Source organism: Kitasatospora sp. NPDC114501 (assembly GCF_055633695.1).
On record NZ_JBVKDS010000013.1, the window covers coordinates 22,956 to 37,723 of the forward strand.

13 protein-coding genes are annotated in these 14,768 nt (G+C 73.1%); 3 read left to right on the plus strand and 10 right to left on the minus strand.

The genetic code is table 11. The features are described 5' to 3' along the window. Positions 1–213: 213 nt before the first annotated feature. The 7 genes from ACZ7RU_RS24010 to ACZ7RU_RS24040 all read right to left on the minus strand — a co-directional run bounded on the left by ACZ7RU_RS24010 (position 214) and on the right by ACZ7RU_RS24040 (position 7,795). Positions 214–384: a hypothetical protein gene (locus tag ACZ7RU_RS24010; protein ID WP_470343003.1), complete on the minus strand. Its 171-nt coding sequence runs from the start codon at positions 382–384 to the stop codon at positions 214–216. 141 nt (positions 385–525) lie between these two features. After that, positions 526–1,086 carry an SRPBCC family protein gene (locus ACZ7RU_RS24015; protein WP_470343004.1) on the minus strand — a complete coding sequence of 187 codons (561 nt, stop codon included), beginning with the start codon at positions 1,084–1,086 and terminating at the stop codon, positions 526–528. Between the two features lie 72 nt (positions 1,087–1,158). Further along, the gene (locus ACZ7RU_RS24020) at positions 1,159–2,505 is read right to left on the minus strand and encodes a carotenoid oxygenase family protein (protein WP_470343005.1); all 1,347 of its coding nucleotides are present in this window, start codon (positions 2,503–2,505) and stop codon (positions 1,159–1,161) included. Positions 2,506–2,555: 50 nt separating this feature from the next. Then, complete coding sequence (locus ACZ7RU_RS24025; protein ID WP_470343006.1) at positions 2,556–2,996, minus strand: SRPBCC family protein; 441 nt, start codon at positions 2,994–2,996, stop codon at positions 2,556–2,558. 52 nt (positions 2,997–3,048) lie between these two features. Next, positions 3,049–4,491 carry an MFS transporter gene (locus ACZ7RU_RS24030; protein ID WP_470343007.1) on the minus strand — a complete coding sequence of 481 codons (1,443 nt, stop codon included), beginning with the start codon at positions 4,489–4,491 and terminating at the stop codon, positions 3,049–3,051. 60 nt (positions 4,492–4,551) lie between these two features. After that, complete coding sequence (locus ACZ7RU_RS24035) at positions 4,552–5,007, minus strand: SRPBCC family protein (protein ID WP_470343008.1); 456 nt, start codon at positions 5,005–5,007, stop codon at positions 4,552–4,554. An 82-nt stretch (positions 5,008–5,089) separates the two neighbouring features. Continuing rightward, positions 5,090–7,795 carry an ATP-binding protein gene (locus ACZ7RU_RS24040; RefSeq protein WP_470343009.1) on the minus strand — a complete coding sequence of 902 codons (2,706 nt, stop codon included), beginning with the start codon at positions 7,793–7,795 and terminating at the stop codon, positions 5,090–5,092. Between the two features lie 199 nt (positions 7,796–7,994). Between ACZ7RU_RS24040 and ACZ7RU_RS24045 the strand changes: the two genes are divergently transcribed. Next, the gene (locus tag ACZ7RU_RS24045; protein WP_470343010.1) at positions 7,995–8,360 is read left to right on the plus strand and encodes a MerR family transcriptional regulator; all 366 of its coding nucleotides are present in this window, start codon (positions 7,995–7,997) and stop codon (positions 8,358–8,360) included. A 46-nt stretch (positions 8,361–8,406) separates the two neighbouring features. Next, positions 8,407–9,408, plus strand: a complete 1,002-nt coding sequence (locus ACZ7RU_RS24050; protein ID WP_470343011.1) for an NADPH:quinone oxidoreductase family protein — start codon at positions 8,407–8,409, stop codon at positions 9,406–9,408. Positions 9,409–9,609: 201 nt separating this feature from the next. On the opposite strand, the gene ACZ7RU_RS24055 is transcribed toward ACZ7RU_RS24050, so the two are convergent. Further along, positions 9,610–10,071, minus strand: coding sequence for an ATP-grasp domain-containing protein (locus ACZ7RU_RS24055; RefSeq protein WP_470343012.1), 462 nt, complete (start codon positions 10,069–10,071; stop codon positions 9,610–9,612). 201 nt (positions 10,072–10,272) lie between these two features. Continuing rightward, positions 10,273–13,317, minus strand: coding sequence for a hypothetical protein (locus tag ACZ7RU_RS24060; protein ID WP_470343013.1), 3,045 nt, complete (start codon positions 13,315–13,317; stop codon positions 10,273–10,275). Positions 13,318–13,426: 109 nt separating this feature from the next. Between ACZ7RU_RS24060 and ACZ7RU_RS24065 the strand changes: the two genes are divergently transcribed. Continuing rightward, on the plus strand, positions 13,427–13,741 hold the full coding sequence (locus tag ACZ7RU_RS24065; protein ID WP_470343014.1) for a transposase: 315 nt from the start codon (positions 13,427–13,429) through the stop codon (positions 13,739–13,741). Here ACZ7RU_RS24065 and ACZ7RU_RS24070 read toward each other — a convergent pair. Continuing rightward, positions 13,731–14,720 carry a site-specific integrase gene (locus tag ACZ7RU_RS24070; protein WP_470343015.1) on the minus strand — a complete coding sequence of 330 codons (990 nt, stop codon included), beginning with the start codon at positions 14,718–14,720 and terminating at the stop codon, positions 13,731–13,733. The genes ACZ7RU_RS24065 and ACZ7RU_RS24070 overlap by 11 nt on opposite strands. Positions 14,721–14,768: the final 48 nt, after the last annotated feature.

Here is a 14,768-nt window from a genome sequence, read left to right on the forward strand (position 1 = left end):
CCCGTACCGCACGCCGCTCAGCCGCTCGCTCGACTCCCATGGCCGGCGCCCGGGACACGGACCGCATCCGGAGGTCGAGCAGGGCGAGCGTGCCGCGCACTTCGGCGGCGCGGGCCTGGAGCGCGGCGCCTCCGCGGCCGGGGACCGCACGGCGGCCGTGAGGGCGGGCGGGGTTCCCGGGACGGTGGTCATCACGCGTCCTGTGTCGGCGGGTCAGGAAGGGCCGGAGCGGCAGGGGGCAGGGGAGCCGACGGCCGTACGGCCCACGACGGCGGCCACGTCGGCCGAGAGGACGGGACGGATCCCGACCGGGGCGAGGCGCACGGTGTCGCCGTCGGTGGCCTCGGCGGTGATGCCCCGCACGAACTCGAACTCACGAACCACCCTCCGAGAGCCGGCACTCGGGAAACCGGGTGCCGGCTCCTTCTGCTGCCGGGGCGGCTGGTGGTCGCCTGGTGGTCGCCCGTGCCCATGGGCCAGTCGTGGGTCGGCCAGTCGTCGGTGCCGGTGGTGCGGGCCGGTGGGCTACCGGGTTTCGGCTTCGTGCTTGAGGTTGGTGAGCCAGTTGTGCAGGGAGCTGTCGAGTGCGGTCTGCAGGGCGGCCTGGTCGGCGGTGACGGGTGCTCCGGTCCAGGACTCCTCGGTGTGGACGAGGACGCCGTCGCGGGTGGGCGTGAAGGTCCAGACGTGGACGGCGGTGATGCCCTGGGCCGGGCCGCCCCATGCGAGGCGCCTGCCGTGGTCGACCTGCTGGACGGTGGAGGTGATGTCGAGTCCTTCGGTGCTCCAGCGGAACGTCGAGCCGGGGCGCAACCGGCCGGGGGTGTCCTTGACGACGGTCTCGACGCCGGGCTGCCAGGCGGGCCAGTTCTCGACGTCGGTCTGGATGTTCCAGACGGTGTGCAGCGGGGCGTGGACGAGGACGTCGGCGCGGGTGATGACCGGTGCCTGTTCGTCGATCCGCACGTCGGTGCGGTGGTGGCCGGCGGCTGCGGTGGTCGGGCCGGTGGTGAGGGCGGACGCGGTGGGGGAGGTGGCGAGGAGGAGGGCGAGGGCGATGGTGGTGGCCGTGGCGGACGCGCGCATGGCAGTGCTCTTTCCTTGAAGGGTTTGCAGGCCCCGGGGGCGGGGACGCCCCCGGGGGCCGTTCGGCCGGGGTCAGAGGTCGGTGTCGGGGATCCAGGAGCCGTGGATGCCGGCGGTGACGCGGCGGGGGAGGTGGACGGTGGCGATCCGGTCGAGGCCGGCGGCGTCCAGGACGAGCAGCTGGGAGGCGTCCTGCTTGAGGTCGGAGACGACGGTGAGCAGGTAGCCGTCGTCCTCGCGGGTGGCGCCGGTGGCGGGGACGAAGACCGCCTCGCTGGGCAGTCGGGCGTCGCCGGCCTGGTGGATGCGGCGTTCGCCGGTGGCGCGGTCGTACTTGACGACGCCGTAGCCGCCGAAGCCCTGCTGGTCGGGGAAGGAGACGGCGTACTGGTAGCGGTTCTCGACGCCGAGGAAGTCCTCGTTGAGGGTGGGGAACTCGATGGCGAGGTCGTCGACGACCCGCTCGTCGACCCGTCCCGTGGTCAGGTCGACGGTCCAGCGGCGGTTGTGGGAGCGGGTGTTGGGCTCGCTGCCGCGGCCGGGGGCGCCGACCCACCAGTTCCAGGAGAGCTGGAAGCCCTCGCGGTCGACGGTGGGCCCCTCCAGTACGACGCGGCCGTGGGCGTCCTCGTAGGCGTTGGCGACGTGCAGCATGTTGCCGGGTTCGATCGGGAACCAGCGGATCGCGGCGGTGCCCTGCGCTCCGCGCGGCATGACGCCGATCCGGGCGGGCTGTTCGTCCTGCCAGGAGTAGGGGATTCCGGAGTGCTCGGCGGGGTCGAAGGTGACGGTGCCCTCCATGAAGACCACGTGGTGGCGGGTCACGGCGAAGTCGTGCTTGAGCGCGGCGGTGGCGCCGGGGACCTCGGCGCTGTGGGTGATGTGCCCGTGCGCGTCGGCGACGTGGTACACCAGGTACGGGGGGAAGGGCGAGGAGCCGAAGAAGTGCAGTTCGCCGGTGACGGGGTCGCTCTTGGGGTGGGCGGTCATCGCGCTGCGCAGCTTGCCGTCGAAGTCGTGGGGGCCGACGGTGTCGAGGTCGGGGGTGAGCTCGAAGGGGAGGTTGGCCTCGCACAGGGCCAGCAGCCGGCCGGCGTGTTCGATGACGTGCGTCCCGGCGGTGGAGGCGGTCAGGTCCGGGCCGTTCTCGGTCATGTAGGGGGCGCCGTCCAACGCGGGGGTCCGTACCCAGCGGTTGCGGTACCACTCGGCGCGACCGTCGCGCAGCCGGATGCCGTGCACCATGCCGCTGCCCTTGAACCAGTGGGTGGGGGTGACGCCGGGCTTGGGGTTGTGGCTGTTGCGGATCAGACGGCCGGTCAGCTCGGTGGGCAGGGTTCCCTCGACCGTCAGGTCGGTGGCGGTCAGCTCGTCGGCGACGGGCTCGTAGTGGCCGGTCAGGTAGGGCTTGGCGGTCATGGTCGCGGTCCTCGGGTCTTCGGGTCGGTGAGGGGCGGGTGGCGGGGAAGTCAGGAGAGCTTCTCGGCGCGGCTCTTGAGGCAGGCGAGCCAGTCCTCCAGGGAGGTGCGCAGGGCGGCGGCGAGCTGGTCGGTGGCGGCATCGACGGGCGCGCCGCTCCACGACTCCTCGGTGCGGACGACGACGCGGTCGCCGACCTGCTCGAAGGTCCACACGTGGACGCCTTCGATGCCGCCGGCGGGGCCGCCCCAGACGATCCGGACGCCGGGCACCACCTCGCGGACGGTGGAGGTGATCTCCAGCCCGTGGGTGCGCCAGGTGAACGAGGCGCCCTCGGTGAGCGGGCCCCGCAGACGGGCCTGGTCGATGTCGGGGTTCCAGACCGGCCAGTCGTCGATGCCGGTGTGCAGGGACCAGACGCGCTCCAGCGGGGCGTCGATCTCGGTGGACAGGCGGACGACGACGGGAGCGCTCTCGTCGATGGTGAGCACGGTGGTTCCTTTCGAGGCAGGGAGCGGGGGGAGGGAAGAGGGTGTCGGGTGGTCAGGGCCGGCCGGGGACGAAGGGCTCCGGGGCGGGCGTGCGGCGCGGCCGGTCGGCGGCGGGCGTGCGGCGCACCAGCACGGCGGCGAGCAGCGCGGTGCCGGCCAGGACTGCTGCGCCCAGGGCGAAGGCGGTGCGGTAGCCGGCGGTCAGCGCCTCCAGGGGCGGCTGGTGGGCGGCGGCACGGGAGGTGACGGATCCGGCGACGGTCGTCAGGACGGCGAGCCCGACGGCGCCGCCGACCTGCCGGGTGGTGTTGACCAGGCCGCCCGCCAGGCCGGCATCCGATCCGTCGACGCCCGCCACGGACAGGCCGGTGAGCTGGACGAAGGCGACGCTCAGGCCGAGCCCGACCAGGACGCTCGGGCCGAGCACGTCGGCGAGGAAGGTGCCGTCCGCGCCGATGCGGGACAGCCACAGCAGCCCGGCCGCCTCGGTCAGCAGCGCGGCGACGAGCGCGGCGCGTCCGCCGATCCGGCGGACGAGGGCGGGGGCGAGTGCCGCGCCGAGCATGTTCGCGAACGCGAGGGGGAGTTGGCCCAGCCCGGTGGCCAGTGGGTCCTCGCCGAGGACCTGCTGCTGGTAGAGCGGCAGGAAGAAGAACAACGCGATCCACACGGAGCCGAACAGGCCGGTCAGCAGGTTGCCGACCGTCACGTCGCGGGCGGCGAACAGCCGCGGCGGCACCAGGGGGGCTGCGCCGGTGCGCTCGACCCGCCAGAACGCCACGGCGAGCACGGCGGTGGCGGCGAACGCGGTCAGCACCCCGGGGTCCGTCCAGCCCGAACGGCGGGCCGTGGTCAGGCCCCACACCAGGGCGGTCAGGGCGAGGGCGCTCGTGGCGGTCCCGGCCCAGTCGAACCGGACGCGTTCCGCCGGGCCCGCGGCGGGGACGCACACGGCCGTCGCCACCAGCACCGCGAAGCTCCCGATCGCCACCGCGTGGAAGATCCACGGCCAGCCCCACGCCCGGGTCAACAGGCCGCCGAGCACCACCCCCGCCGCCCCGCCCGCCCCGGACACCGCGCCCCAGACCGCCAGGGCCCGGCCGCGGGCCGGGCCCGGCGGGTACAGGCCCATCGCGAGGGCGAGGGCCGCCGGGGCGACGGCCGCCGCACCCGCACCCTGGACGGCCCGTGCGGCGATCAGGACACCGGGCGAGGCCGCCAGCGCGGCGGTGGCGGAGGCGGCCCCGAAGACGCCGAGGCCGACGAGCAGGACGCGGCGCCGTCCCAGCTGGTCGGCGGCCCGTCCGCCGGCCAGCAGCAGCGCCCCGAACGCCAAGCCGTAGGCGTTGACGACCCAGGTGGCGGCGGAGTCGGACAGGCCGACGCCGTCCCCGATCTGCGGCAGGGCGACGTTCACGATCGAGGTCGCGAGCATGACGGTGAACTGGGCGGCGGCCAGCGCCGTAAGGACGGCGCCGCGGGGCGGACCGGGCATGGGAACTCCGTGAACTGGGCCGTGGGAACAGGCTGGTGGGAGGGAACGGCGCGGCCGGCGTCAGCGCGCGGCGCGCTCGGCGGCGGACTTGAGGTGCAGCAGCCACTGCACGAGGGAGCGGTCCAGGGCCCGGGCGACGGCGGTGGCGTCGGCCCGTACGGGCGCACCGTCCCAGGACTCCTCCGTGACGACGAGGGTCGCCCTGACCGAAGGCGTGAACGTCCACTGGTGGACGGCCGTGATGCCCTGCGAGAGACCGCCCCAGACGATCGACCGGGGCGCGTCCACCGCGTACACGGTGGAGGCGACGTCCACGCCGCCGGTGTGCCAGTGGAACACCGCGCCCGGCGTCAGCGGGGTCAGGGCGCGGGCCTCGGCGATGTCCGGCTGCCAGGTCGGCCAGCCGGGTACGTACGTCAGCAGTGCCCAGACGGTCAGGGCCGGAGCCCGGATCGGCAGCTCGCGGCGGGCGACCACCGGGGCGGCCCGGTCGATGCCCGAGGGCGTGTTCTTCATGCCCCCGAGTCTGGTCCGACCGACCGGGTTCCCTCATCGGCGAAAGTCGCCTAGGCGACTGCCTAAGTGAGCCGGCCCGGGCTCAGGCGTCCCGGCCGAGCACGTCGGCGAGTTGGCGGCGCGAGGTGATGTCGAGCTTGCGGAACACGCTGCGCAGGTGGGCGTCGATGGTGCGCGGGCTGAGGAACAGTCGGTCGGCGACCTGCCGGGAGGTCGCCCCGGTCGCCACCAGGCGGGCGATGTTCAGCTCCTGACCGGTCAACAGCTCCACCGCGCCGAGCACGGCGGGCCGGGCCTTTTCGCCGGTGGCGGCCAGCTCCGCCCGGGCCCGTTCGGCGAAGCCTTCCGCGCCCATCGCGGTGAACAGCTCGTGCGCGGCGCGCAGCGCCTCCCGGGCCGGGTCGCGGCGGCCCTGACGTCGCAGCCACGCGCCCTGGTGCAGCAGGGCGCGGCCGTGCCAGACCCGCAGGCCGGCGGCCTCCAACCGGGCCACCGCCTCGGCGTGGAGTTCCTCCGGGGCGTCCGACAACAGGGCGGCGAGGGCGGCGCGCACGCCCAGCGCCCAGTCGGTGCCCGCCGCCGACGCGTGTCGCGACAGCCGCGCGAACGCCTCCCGGGCGGTGTCCCGCTCACCGCACCGGACGGCCGCCTCGACGAGCTCGGGCAGGGCGAGGCTGGACATTCCGAGCTCGCCGTCGGTCACGGCCAGTCGGGCCGAGGCCAGGGCCGCGCGGTGGTCGGCGGTGCCGTTGGCGTGCAGTGCCGCGGCCGCGTGGACGGTCGCCGTCAGCATGCCCTTGCGCCGGGCGTGCGACTCGGCCAGCACCCGGTCGAACAGGGGCCGCGCCTCGGAGGCCGTTCCCCGCACCGCGGCCGCGAACAGTCGGCCGTACCAGTGCGGCGGGACGCCGGTGACCTCGGCTATGCCGTCGGCCTCGCTGTTCAGCGCCGCCGCTCCGAGCAGGTCACCGCGCTGGGTGGCTGCCATCGCCTGCATCCACAGGGCCACCGGGAGGACCATCAGCGTTCCGCCGGTGCGCGCGGCGTCCGCGGCCCGGCCGGCGAGCAGGTCCTCCAGGGCGACGTCCCACAGCTCGACGGCGAGCAGGGCGGCCAGCGACAGCCGGCCCGTCCACAGCGGGTCGGTGACCTCGGACAGCAGCCCGAGCAGCACCGGCACCGCCGCGAGGTCGCCGTCGAGGTAGCCGACGAGCGCGTCCAGCAGTTCGTCCGCGGTCGAGCGTCCACCGGTCGGGGCGGGCGCCCGCCGGGCCGCCGCCAGGGCGTCCCGCGCCGCGGGCGAGGACCGGCCGACCACCAGACCCGCCTGGAGGGCGTCCAGCAGGTGCATCCGCGCCCGCCCGGGATCGAGGGCGGCGGCCGCCACCAGGTGGCCGACCGCGTCCGCCGCGCCGTCACCGAAGAACGCCGCACGGCCGCGCAGGAGTTCGACCTCCACCCGGCCGGCTGCGTCGATCGGGCCGCCCTCGGCCGCCTCGACCAGCGTCAGCGCGCTCTCGAACGAACCGGCCGCCAAGGCGGCCCGGGCCGCGGCGAGACCGCGTTCGGCCCGCAGCCGCGGATCGGCCGTCAGGCCCGCGGCCTGCTCCAGGAACGCCGCCTCGGCAGCGGCCCCGCCCCGGAGCCGCGCCCGCTCCGCACAACGCAGCAGATCGGCCGCCACCTCCTCGTCCGGACGGGAGAGGGACTGTGCGCGGTGCCACGAACGCCGGTCGGGTGCCGTCAGCGGATCGGTGGCCGCCGCGAGGGCCCCGTGGACACGGCGGCGCTCCGCGGGCGAGGCCGCCGTGTACACCGCCGAGCGCACCAGCGGATGCCGGAACCGCGCCTGCCCGCCCAGTTCGATCAGCTCGCTCGCCTCGGCCTCCGGCCCGGCCTGCGGCCCCACACCCAGCAGGTCCGCGGCCCGCCACAACAGGACGGGGTCCCCCAGCGGTTCGGCGGCCGCCACCAGCAGCAGGGTCCGGGCGTCCTCGGAGAGCCGGGAGACCCGCTGCTGGTAGCTCAGCTCGATCCGGTTGGCCGGGGAGACCGGCGTCGGCAGCCCGAAGCCGCCCGCCAGCGCGGCGGGCCCGATCCGGCGCGGCAGCTCCAGCAGCGCCAGCGGATTGCCGCGCGCCTCGGCGAGGATCCGCTCCCGCACCTGGTCGTCCAGGGGAGCGAGCAGACGGGACGCCAGTAGCCGACGCGCCACGTGGTCGGACAACCGGGGCAGCGTCAGCACCGGCAGCCCCTCGAGTTCCGCGACGAGGTGCGGGTCGCGCACCCCGAACACGAACGCCACCGACTCGTCCGCCACCCGCCGCGCCGCGAACGCCAGCACTTGCGCCGATGCCCGGTCCAGCCACTGCGCGTCGTCCACCACGCACACCACGGGCCGCTCGTCCGCGGCATCCGACAGCAGCCCCAGCAGGGCCAGGCCGACGGCGAAACGGCTCGGCGCGCCCCCCTCGTCCAGCCCCAGCGCCACCGACAGGTCGTCCCGTTGCGTGGTGGGCAACCGCCCGATCCGCCCGTGCAGCGGGCGGGTCAACTGGTGCACGGCGGCGTACGCGAAGTCCGCCTCGAACTCCGCCCCGTTCACCCACAGCAGCCTCACGCCTGACAGGCCGTCGGTGACGTGGCGCAGCAGCGCCGTCTTTCCGATGCCCGCCTCGCCGCGTAGGACCGTCGTCCCGCCCCGGCCGACCCTTGCACCGGCCAACAGGTCGACGAGAGCGGTGCGCTCAGCGGGCGGTATGTACTCGGAGCCGGTCACGGAAGCCACCCCAGGATCATGCCATGCCCGCTGACCTCGGGATTTACCGATGTGTTCGGCCGCTTACCAGGTGTCGCCCCCGGGATGGGCCCGGGCGCGTTCCACAGCCGTATCGACCCCTCGCCGGCGGCGATCAGCGGCAGCCGCGTCCAGAATCGTCGCAGCGGGTGCCGGAAGTTTGCCGCGCCCTTGGATGTTGGCCGCATGTATGAAGATCAGCGATGCTTCCAGAGTCAGCGGCGTGAGTGCGCGATCGTTGCGGCACTACGAGGACGAGGGCTTGATCGTCCCTGGCCGATTCAGCAACGGGTTCCGTGACTACTGCCAGTCCACCATCGACCGGGTACTCGTCATCCGCTCGCTGCTGGACTCCGGGCTGCCCGTGCGGCTGATCAGGGAAGTCCTGCCCGGTCTCACCGACGGATCCGACGCCGGCACCGATGTGGTGTGCGCGGAGTTCCTCCGCGAGGTGCAGAGCCATCGCGATCGGCTCGCGGCCCGCATCGCCGTGCTCAGCGATCAGCAGGCGGCACTCGACGCCTACCTGCGAGAGGCCCGCCGTACTGATCTCTGACAGCCGCTTGACCTTGACGTAAGTGTCAGGTTCCTACCTTCGGTCCATGGAGATCAACAAGCAGCAGACCGTACGAGCACTGGTCCAGCACTCACACCGGGGACCGAAGGACCTGACTCTCACGACCGATCACCGCCGCCCCACCCCGGGGCCCGGCGAGTACCTGATCCGCGTCGGCGCAGCCGGGGTCAACTTCGCCGATGTCATGCAGACCCACGGCACCTACGGAGGAGGCCCACAGGCACCGTACGTGGCGGGCTTCGAGGCCGCCGGCGAGATCGTGGGGGTCGGCCCGGACGTCGAGAGTCCGCTGCAACTCGGCACCCACGTCGTCGGAGCCGGTCCGGGCGCCTTCGCGCAGTACATGACGATGCCGGCCGCGGGTGTGCTTCCCGTGCCGTCCGGCTGGAGCGACGCCGAAGCCCTCGGCCTGGTGCTGAACTGGGCCACGGCCCTGGCCGCGCTGAAGCCGCTGGGTGGGATCAAGGCGGGTGAGGCAGTCCTCATACACGCCGCGGCCGGAGGCGTCGGGCAGGCCGCCGTCCGCCTCGCCCGCCACTACGGCGCACGCGTGGTCGCCACGGCCTCGCCCGAGAAGCACCACACCGTCAAAGCGCTCGGCGCCGACGAGGTCCTGGACAGCCGACGCCTCGACCTGGCCGAGGAGATCACCCGCCTGACCGGCGGTGTCGACCTGGTCCTGGAATCAGTGGGACAGGCCACGTTCAAGACCAGCCTCTCCGTCGCCAAGCCCTTCACCGGACGCATCGTGGTGTTCGGCGCCGCCTCCGGCGACGCCACCCTCACCACCCACGACCTGGTCTTCACCCACCAGGTCCAAGTCAAGGGCCTGCACATAGGTGCACTGGCGGTCGCGGCCCCGTCCCTCTACCAGTCGTTGCTCGTCGAGATCGAGGCCCTCATCGCCGACGGCGTGTACCCACCCGGTACCCCCCACGTGCATCCCCTGGCCGAGGGACCGGCGGTGCTGCGGCAACTCGAAGCGGGCCGGACCCTGGGCAAGCTTGCCCTCGATCCCTGGCGCTAGGAACGCCTGTGGTGCGGTGGACCGGGGCATCGCTTCCCATGCTGGTCCGGGAGGCAGTGCGGCGACAGCCGACGGGCTCCGGTGACGCCGAGGTGACACCGAGGTGACGCCGACCGGTTCCTCGGTTTCTGCCCGCTTCGCCGGTGTCGACGCACAGGGCCTGGTGCCGGAGGGGTGAGGGCCTCGCGCCCGGGCGCCGTGTCAGTGCAGCGCGAGGGGCGAGCGAAGGCGATCTTCGACGTCTCGGAGCTGTGGTGTGTCTCGGGCGGGTCCTGCGCTGTGAGACGTTGGGCGAGGACGTGGGGGGCCGGTGCGGCGGACGTTGCTCTCGATGCCGTAGATCCGACCGTCGGGGGTGAGGCGGGCGTCGAGGGAGAACGGGCCGCGGTACCCGCTGTCCCACAGGTGCCGGCCCAACCGGTTCGCCATGTCGGCGAGGGCGTTCCGCACGGAGGCGGGAGCCTGGAGGTCACTCTGATTGCCCTGCGAGGCGTAGCCGCCGGGCGTCATGCGCATCTGTCCGTCGAACAGGATGCCGGTGCCGCCGCTGTGCACCTCGGCCTGCACGCTGACATCCCGGGCCGGGGCGATGCACTCCTCGACGATCCATCCGCCGGACGGCAGGTCCGCTTGGGCGAGGTGCCGTTCGAGTGCGGTCCGCACGTCGCTCCAGGCGCCGTGGCACAGGCGGGTGATGCCATAGCCGTTGCCGGAGCGGGCCGGTTTGACGATGACGTCCCCGCTCTGCGGCCCGTCCCGAACCGGCGAACCGGTCGGGGCGGGCCGCGGGTGCGGCTCCTCGGGTGCTGGGGCGGGAGGGCCAGGGGGGCGCTGCGGTCCCGCCCGCCGGGTGGTGCGGCGGGACTACTTCTTGTCCGCGCCGTCCTTGCCGCCCTGGTTCATCATGCCGCCGAGTGCGCTGAGGTTGCCGGCGCCGCCGGTGGCTATGGCCGGGGCCGCCTTGGCGGCTGCGTCTGCGGCGATCTGCGACATCTTCTGCAGGTGTTCGGTGGCGGTCTTGAGGGCTTCCTGGGCGCGTTCGCCAGCGGCCTTGTCGTTGCTCGCGGCGGCTTCGATGCCCTTGGTGAGGACCTGGGTGACGGTGTTGATGCCGCTCATGTCGCGGAACAGGTTGGCGGTGGCGATGGCCTGTGCGGTCTGGAGGCCGGCCGGGTCGGGCATCGCGACCAGCGGGGTGTACCGCGCCTCGGACGGGCTCAGGGCGGCCACCTTGGTGTCGAGGTTCTGCGCGCGGGAGGCGGTGGAGACCGGGGCGATGTCGGCCGGGGTGATCTGGATGGGCGAGTCCTTCCAGTTCCAGAACCGGGTGAGGTCGATCTTCTCGGCCGAGTTGGCCCGGCCGAGGACGGCTTCGGCGAAGACGCCCTTGGTGGCGATGGCGACCGTGTTGGTCACGGGCGTCCCGTAGGCGGTGGCGGTCGCCTTGCGGGCGTTGGTCCACGCCTCGCGCTCCTGCTCGCTGGTGAAGTTCCACCGGAACCCGAGGTAGTTGCCGGTCGTGGCGACCGGCTTCGGGTCCAACACCGTGCCGAGCAGGACCGGGGGCGCGGTCGAACCCGCGGGCGCGTAGGAGTAGTTGGCGAGGATGCGGCTGAGCGTCAGCTCGTCGGCGTTGGCCCACACGGCCTGGCTGTAGTGGCGGCGGTTGTCGTTCAGGTGGTCCAGGACCACCTGGGAGACGTTGCCGCCGCGCACGTAGAAGCCGAGGGAGGAGACGTAGGTGCGGCTGCCGGTCTTCACCGTCGCGCCGAACAGCCCGCAGATGGCCGAGGCGCCGCCGGCGTCCTCGGTCAGGTCGGGCGGGGTGGTGGTGGTCTCGGCGATCCCGAAGTTGGCCACACCGGAGGTCATCGTCAGGCGCAGGCCGGCGAGGCTGCCGCGGGCGGCGGTGCCGGACCAGGCGTCGACGGAGATCAGCTTGTCGGCGCCGCCGAAGGTGTAGGAGGCCTGGCGCAGGATGCCGGATCCGCCGGTGTCGCCGCAGCGGGCGGTCTGGCCGGGGAAGACGACCTGGATGCTGCGGATCCCGGCGTCGTCGTACCAGACGTCGATCCTGGAGGCGTAGGGGGAGTCGGCCTTGGGCGGGAAGTCGAACGGTGCCGGGGTCTCCCGTGGCACAGTGAGGAATCGCATCAGCGTCCCGTCGTTCCTGATGACCCAGTAGTCCCCGCCGACGGCCGAGACGACCCCGATCGTTCCGTTCGTGGCCGCCTTGAGCAAGGGGTTTGCGGACTGGCTCCAGGTCGCCGCTCCGGGCTCCAGCACGAGGGTCATCGTGGTGTCGTTGTTCTTGAAGACGCCCCACAGCGCACCGTCGGCGGTGGCGAACAGGCGGTTCGGGCTCCCGGTCCGTTCCGTCCACCCGCTGCCGCTGCGCTCGTAGGTCTTCCCCTGCCGGCTGTACCAGGTCTTGCTGCCGGCGGCGGCGACCTCGTCGGCCTCGACGTTCAGGGGCTGCCACGAGCCGTTCGGGGGGCGGTGCCAGAGCGTGTTGTCCCCGCTGACGACGAAGAGCGTGCCGTCGCCGCCGCAGGCCAGGCTCAGTCCCTTGAAGTTCTGGGAGTCGGCCTTCCAGGACGTCCCGTCGAAGTGGACGACCGTCTTGTCGGCCCGCAGCCCCCAGACGGTGTCCTTGCCCGGTGCGATGCGGTTCAGGCCGTTGGTCAGCCCGGCGGTGGGCATCGGGTTCCACTGCCGGGCCACCGGGTCGAAGCGGACCGGGCTGCCGTCGGCCTTGCGCACCCCGTACACGCCCATGGGCCCGCCGGCGATCTCGGCCAGGTCCACCCCGTCGAAGGCCTGGACCGGGAGCGCCTCGGGCGCGGTGAGTGCGTCGAGCTTGCGCACGGCGGTCTCGAACGGGTTCGCCGCCCGGATCCTCGCCGCCCACTCGGCCGGGGCCACCGTGGCGAGTACCTCCTTGTACCGCTGGAGGCTGGAGTAGGTGAAGGTGAGCTCCTGGAGCGGGATGAACAGGCAGCGTTCCAGCTTCGTCGGCTTGGTGGTCACGCTGTACACCTGCACGACCTCGTAGTACTGCACCGACATCGCGTGCATGTGGTTGTAGTTGGTGACGACCCGGGTCAGCACCTGGTCCTTCTCCGCCTGCGAGGTCTCACGCACCACCGTCATGTTCCGGCTGCGTGCCGCCGTCGCCAGCTGCTGGGTCCGCGCGCTGATGCGCTGCGACGCCTCGTCCGCGACCGATTTCACCCCGGTCGAGCGCGAGACCGCGCTCGAGAAGCCCGTGTTCGACGAATTGCTCCAGTTCCCGCCGATGCCGCCGCCGAACCACGCGATGCCGGCACTGCCGCCGGAGCTGGAGGACTTGCTGAACTGGAACGCCTGCGAGTCGCCGTGCTGCTCCTCGCGGGCGATCGCGTTCGCGAGCTCGCTGATCGAGCGGTTCTGGTCGGTGGTGGAGGAGAGGGTGTCGGCCTCGGTGGTCTTCTCGGTGCCGGTGGCCTTGGTGGTGCCCTGCCAGTCGACGACCGCGACCTTGGTGCTCTCCCCGGGCGCGAGCGCCAGGCTGTGCAGGAGGCGGCCGAGCGTGACGCCCTGGGCCGACCAGCTCTGCTCGGTCGTGACGATCATCCCCTCGGCCGGGCGGTCGTAGAACGGCAGGTTCTCCTCACCGAGGTCGATCGCGCCGGTCAGCTTGCGGGCCGGCTTCGCGTTGGGGATGTCGGTCAGCACCACCGAGCGGTACCGGACGATCTCGGTCGGGTAGTTGCCGGTGGTCGGCAGCAGGTCCGTCGGCGTCGCGCCGTCCAGGCTCGCCCGGTCCACCTGGATCGCGGGCGACGTACTCGCCGGGGTGGCCGTACTCGCCGGGGTGGCCGTGGTCGCCGGGGTGGTGGCGGGTGTTCCTGTGCTCGGGGTGGTCATCACGAATCCCGTCTGCGGAGGAGATGAGGGTGGGGCGGCACGACACCGGGCACCAACCGTGCCTGGCGCCAAGGCGAACGACGCCCTCCGGATCGGGAACCTACACAGCGTGATCACAGCAGCAGCACACTTTGACGAGAATGGCCAGAAACAGTGCCCGGACGAATTGCCGGACCGGACACCGAAGCGAGGAAGGTGGTGGCGGGATCACCGACAGGTGGTCGATGCGATGGCGTGGAAGTTCCAGACCGGCTCGCAGTGGGTGCACCTGCCCGCCGAGTACGGCTCGTGGAAGGGCGTTTGCACCAGGCTGCGGAACCGGGCGATCGACGGCACGTGGGGGCGGGTCTTCACGGCTCCACCGGCCGCAGACAGCCGCTGCCGACCGCTGTGCTTCGTCGTCAGCCGGCTGTCTATCGGCTGACGTGCGGCGATGGTTGTGGCCGGGCGACCAGGAGGGTCGCACCATCGGGGTCGGCCGGTTCGAGTTCGATGGCGCGGCGTAGTTGTTCCATGCGTTGGGGCAGGGGGTGCCAGCCGGGTTCTGCGGCCATCTCGGTGTTGAGGTCGTGGATTGCACGGGCGTAGGCGCGGGCCAGGCCGCGGAAGTGCAGGGGCAGGCCGGGGCGGGGGTGACCGCTGGGGGCGATGCTCACCCATAGGGCGTCGGTGGTCTCGTTGTCCGGGCCGACGGGTCGGGTGGTGTCGCGTGCGACGAGGTGGGCGCGGACGGTGAGCCAGTGGCGCAACGCGGCTCGGGTGGGGCCGGACAGGGCGACTGTTTCGATGGCGGGCGTGGTGTGCGGGTTGCGGTGCTGGGGGAGTCGGGTGAGGCGGATCGTGCCGCGGTGCAGGTCGACGTCGTCCGTGCGCAGGGTGCAGAGTTCGCCGGCGCGGCAGCCGGTGTCCAGCACGGTGCCGATGATGGCGAGGATCCGGCTGCGGGAGTCGGATCGGCCGGGGCGGGCGGAGTGTTCCAAGTGGCCGATAAGAATGCTGCGCGGGCGGGCGGCGACCACGGGCCGGAGCGCGACCCGCGGCGGGTTGCGCTCCGGGAGCGTGACGGCGATGCCGGCCCGGGCGCCGAGGATGCGGAGGCAGTCCTCCCGGACGCGCATGGACGCCGGTGAGGCCTGGCCTGGTCGTGCGGCGGGCTTGCGCCGCAGCAGGCCCCGCTCGGCGGCGGTGAGGTAGGCGGAGAGGGTGTCCGGGGCGAAGAGCAGGGCGAGTGAGTCGGCGGCCGTGGGCCCGAGCGCGCCCAGCTCCAGGGCGGTGCGCAGTTCGCCGGCGACCCAGCGCAGCTGCTTCGCCCGGGACGTGCCGGTCGGCGGTTCGCAGGCACACTCGACGAGGGCGTCCAGCGACTCGACCGAGGGTGCTGCTGTCGTCGGGGCGTCAGCCATGAGGTCACCCTAGCGGCGGGGCGGGGCGGGGGAGGTCCCGGATCTAAT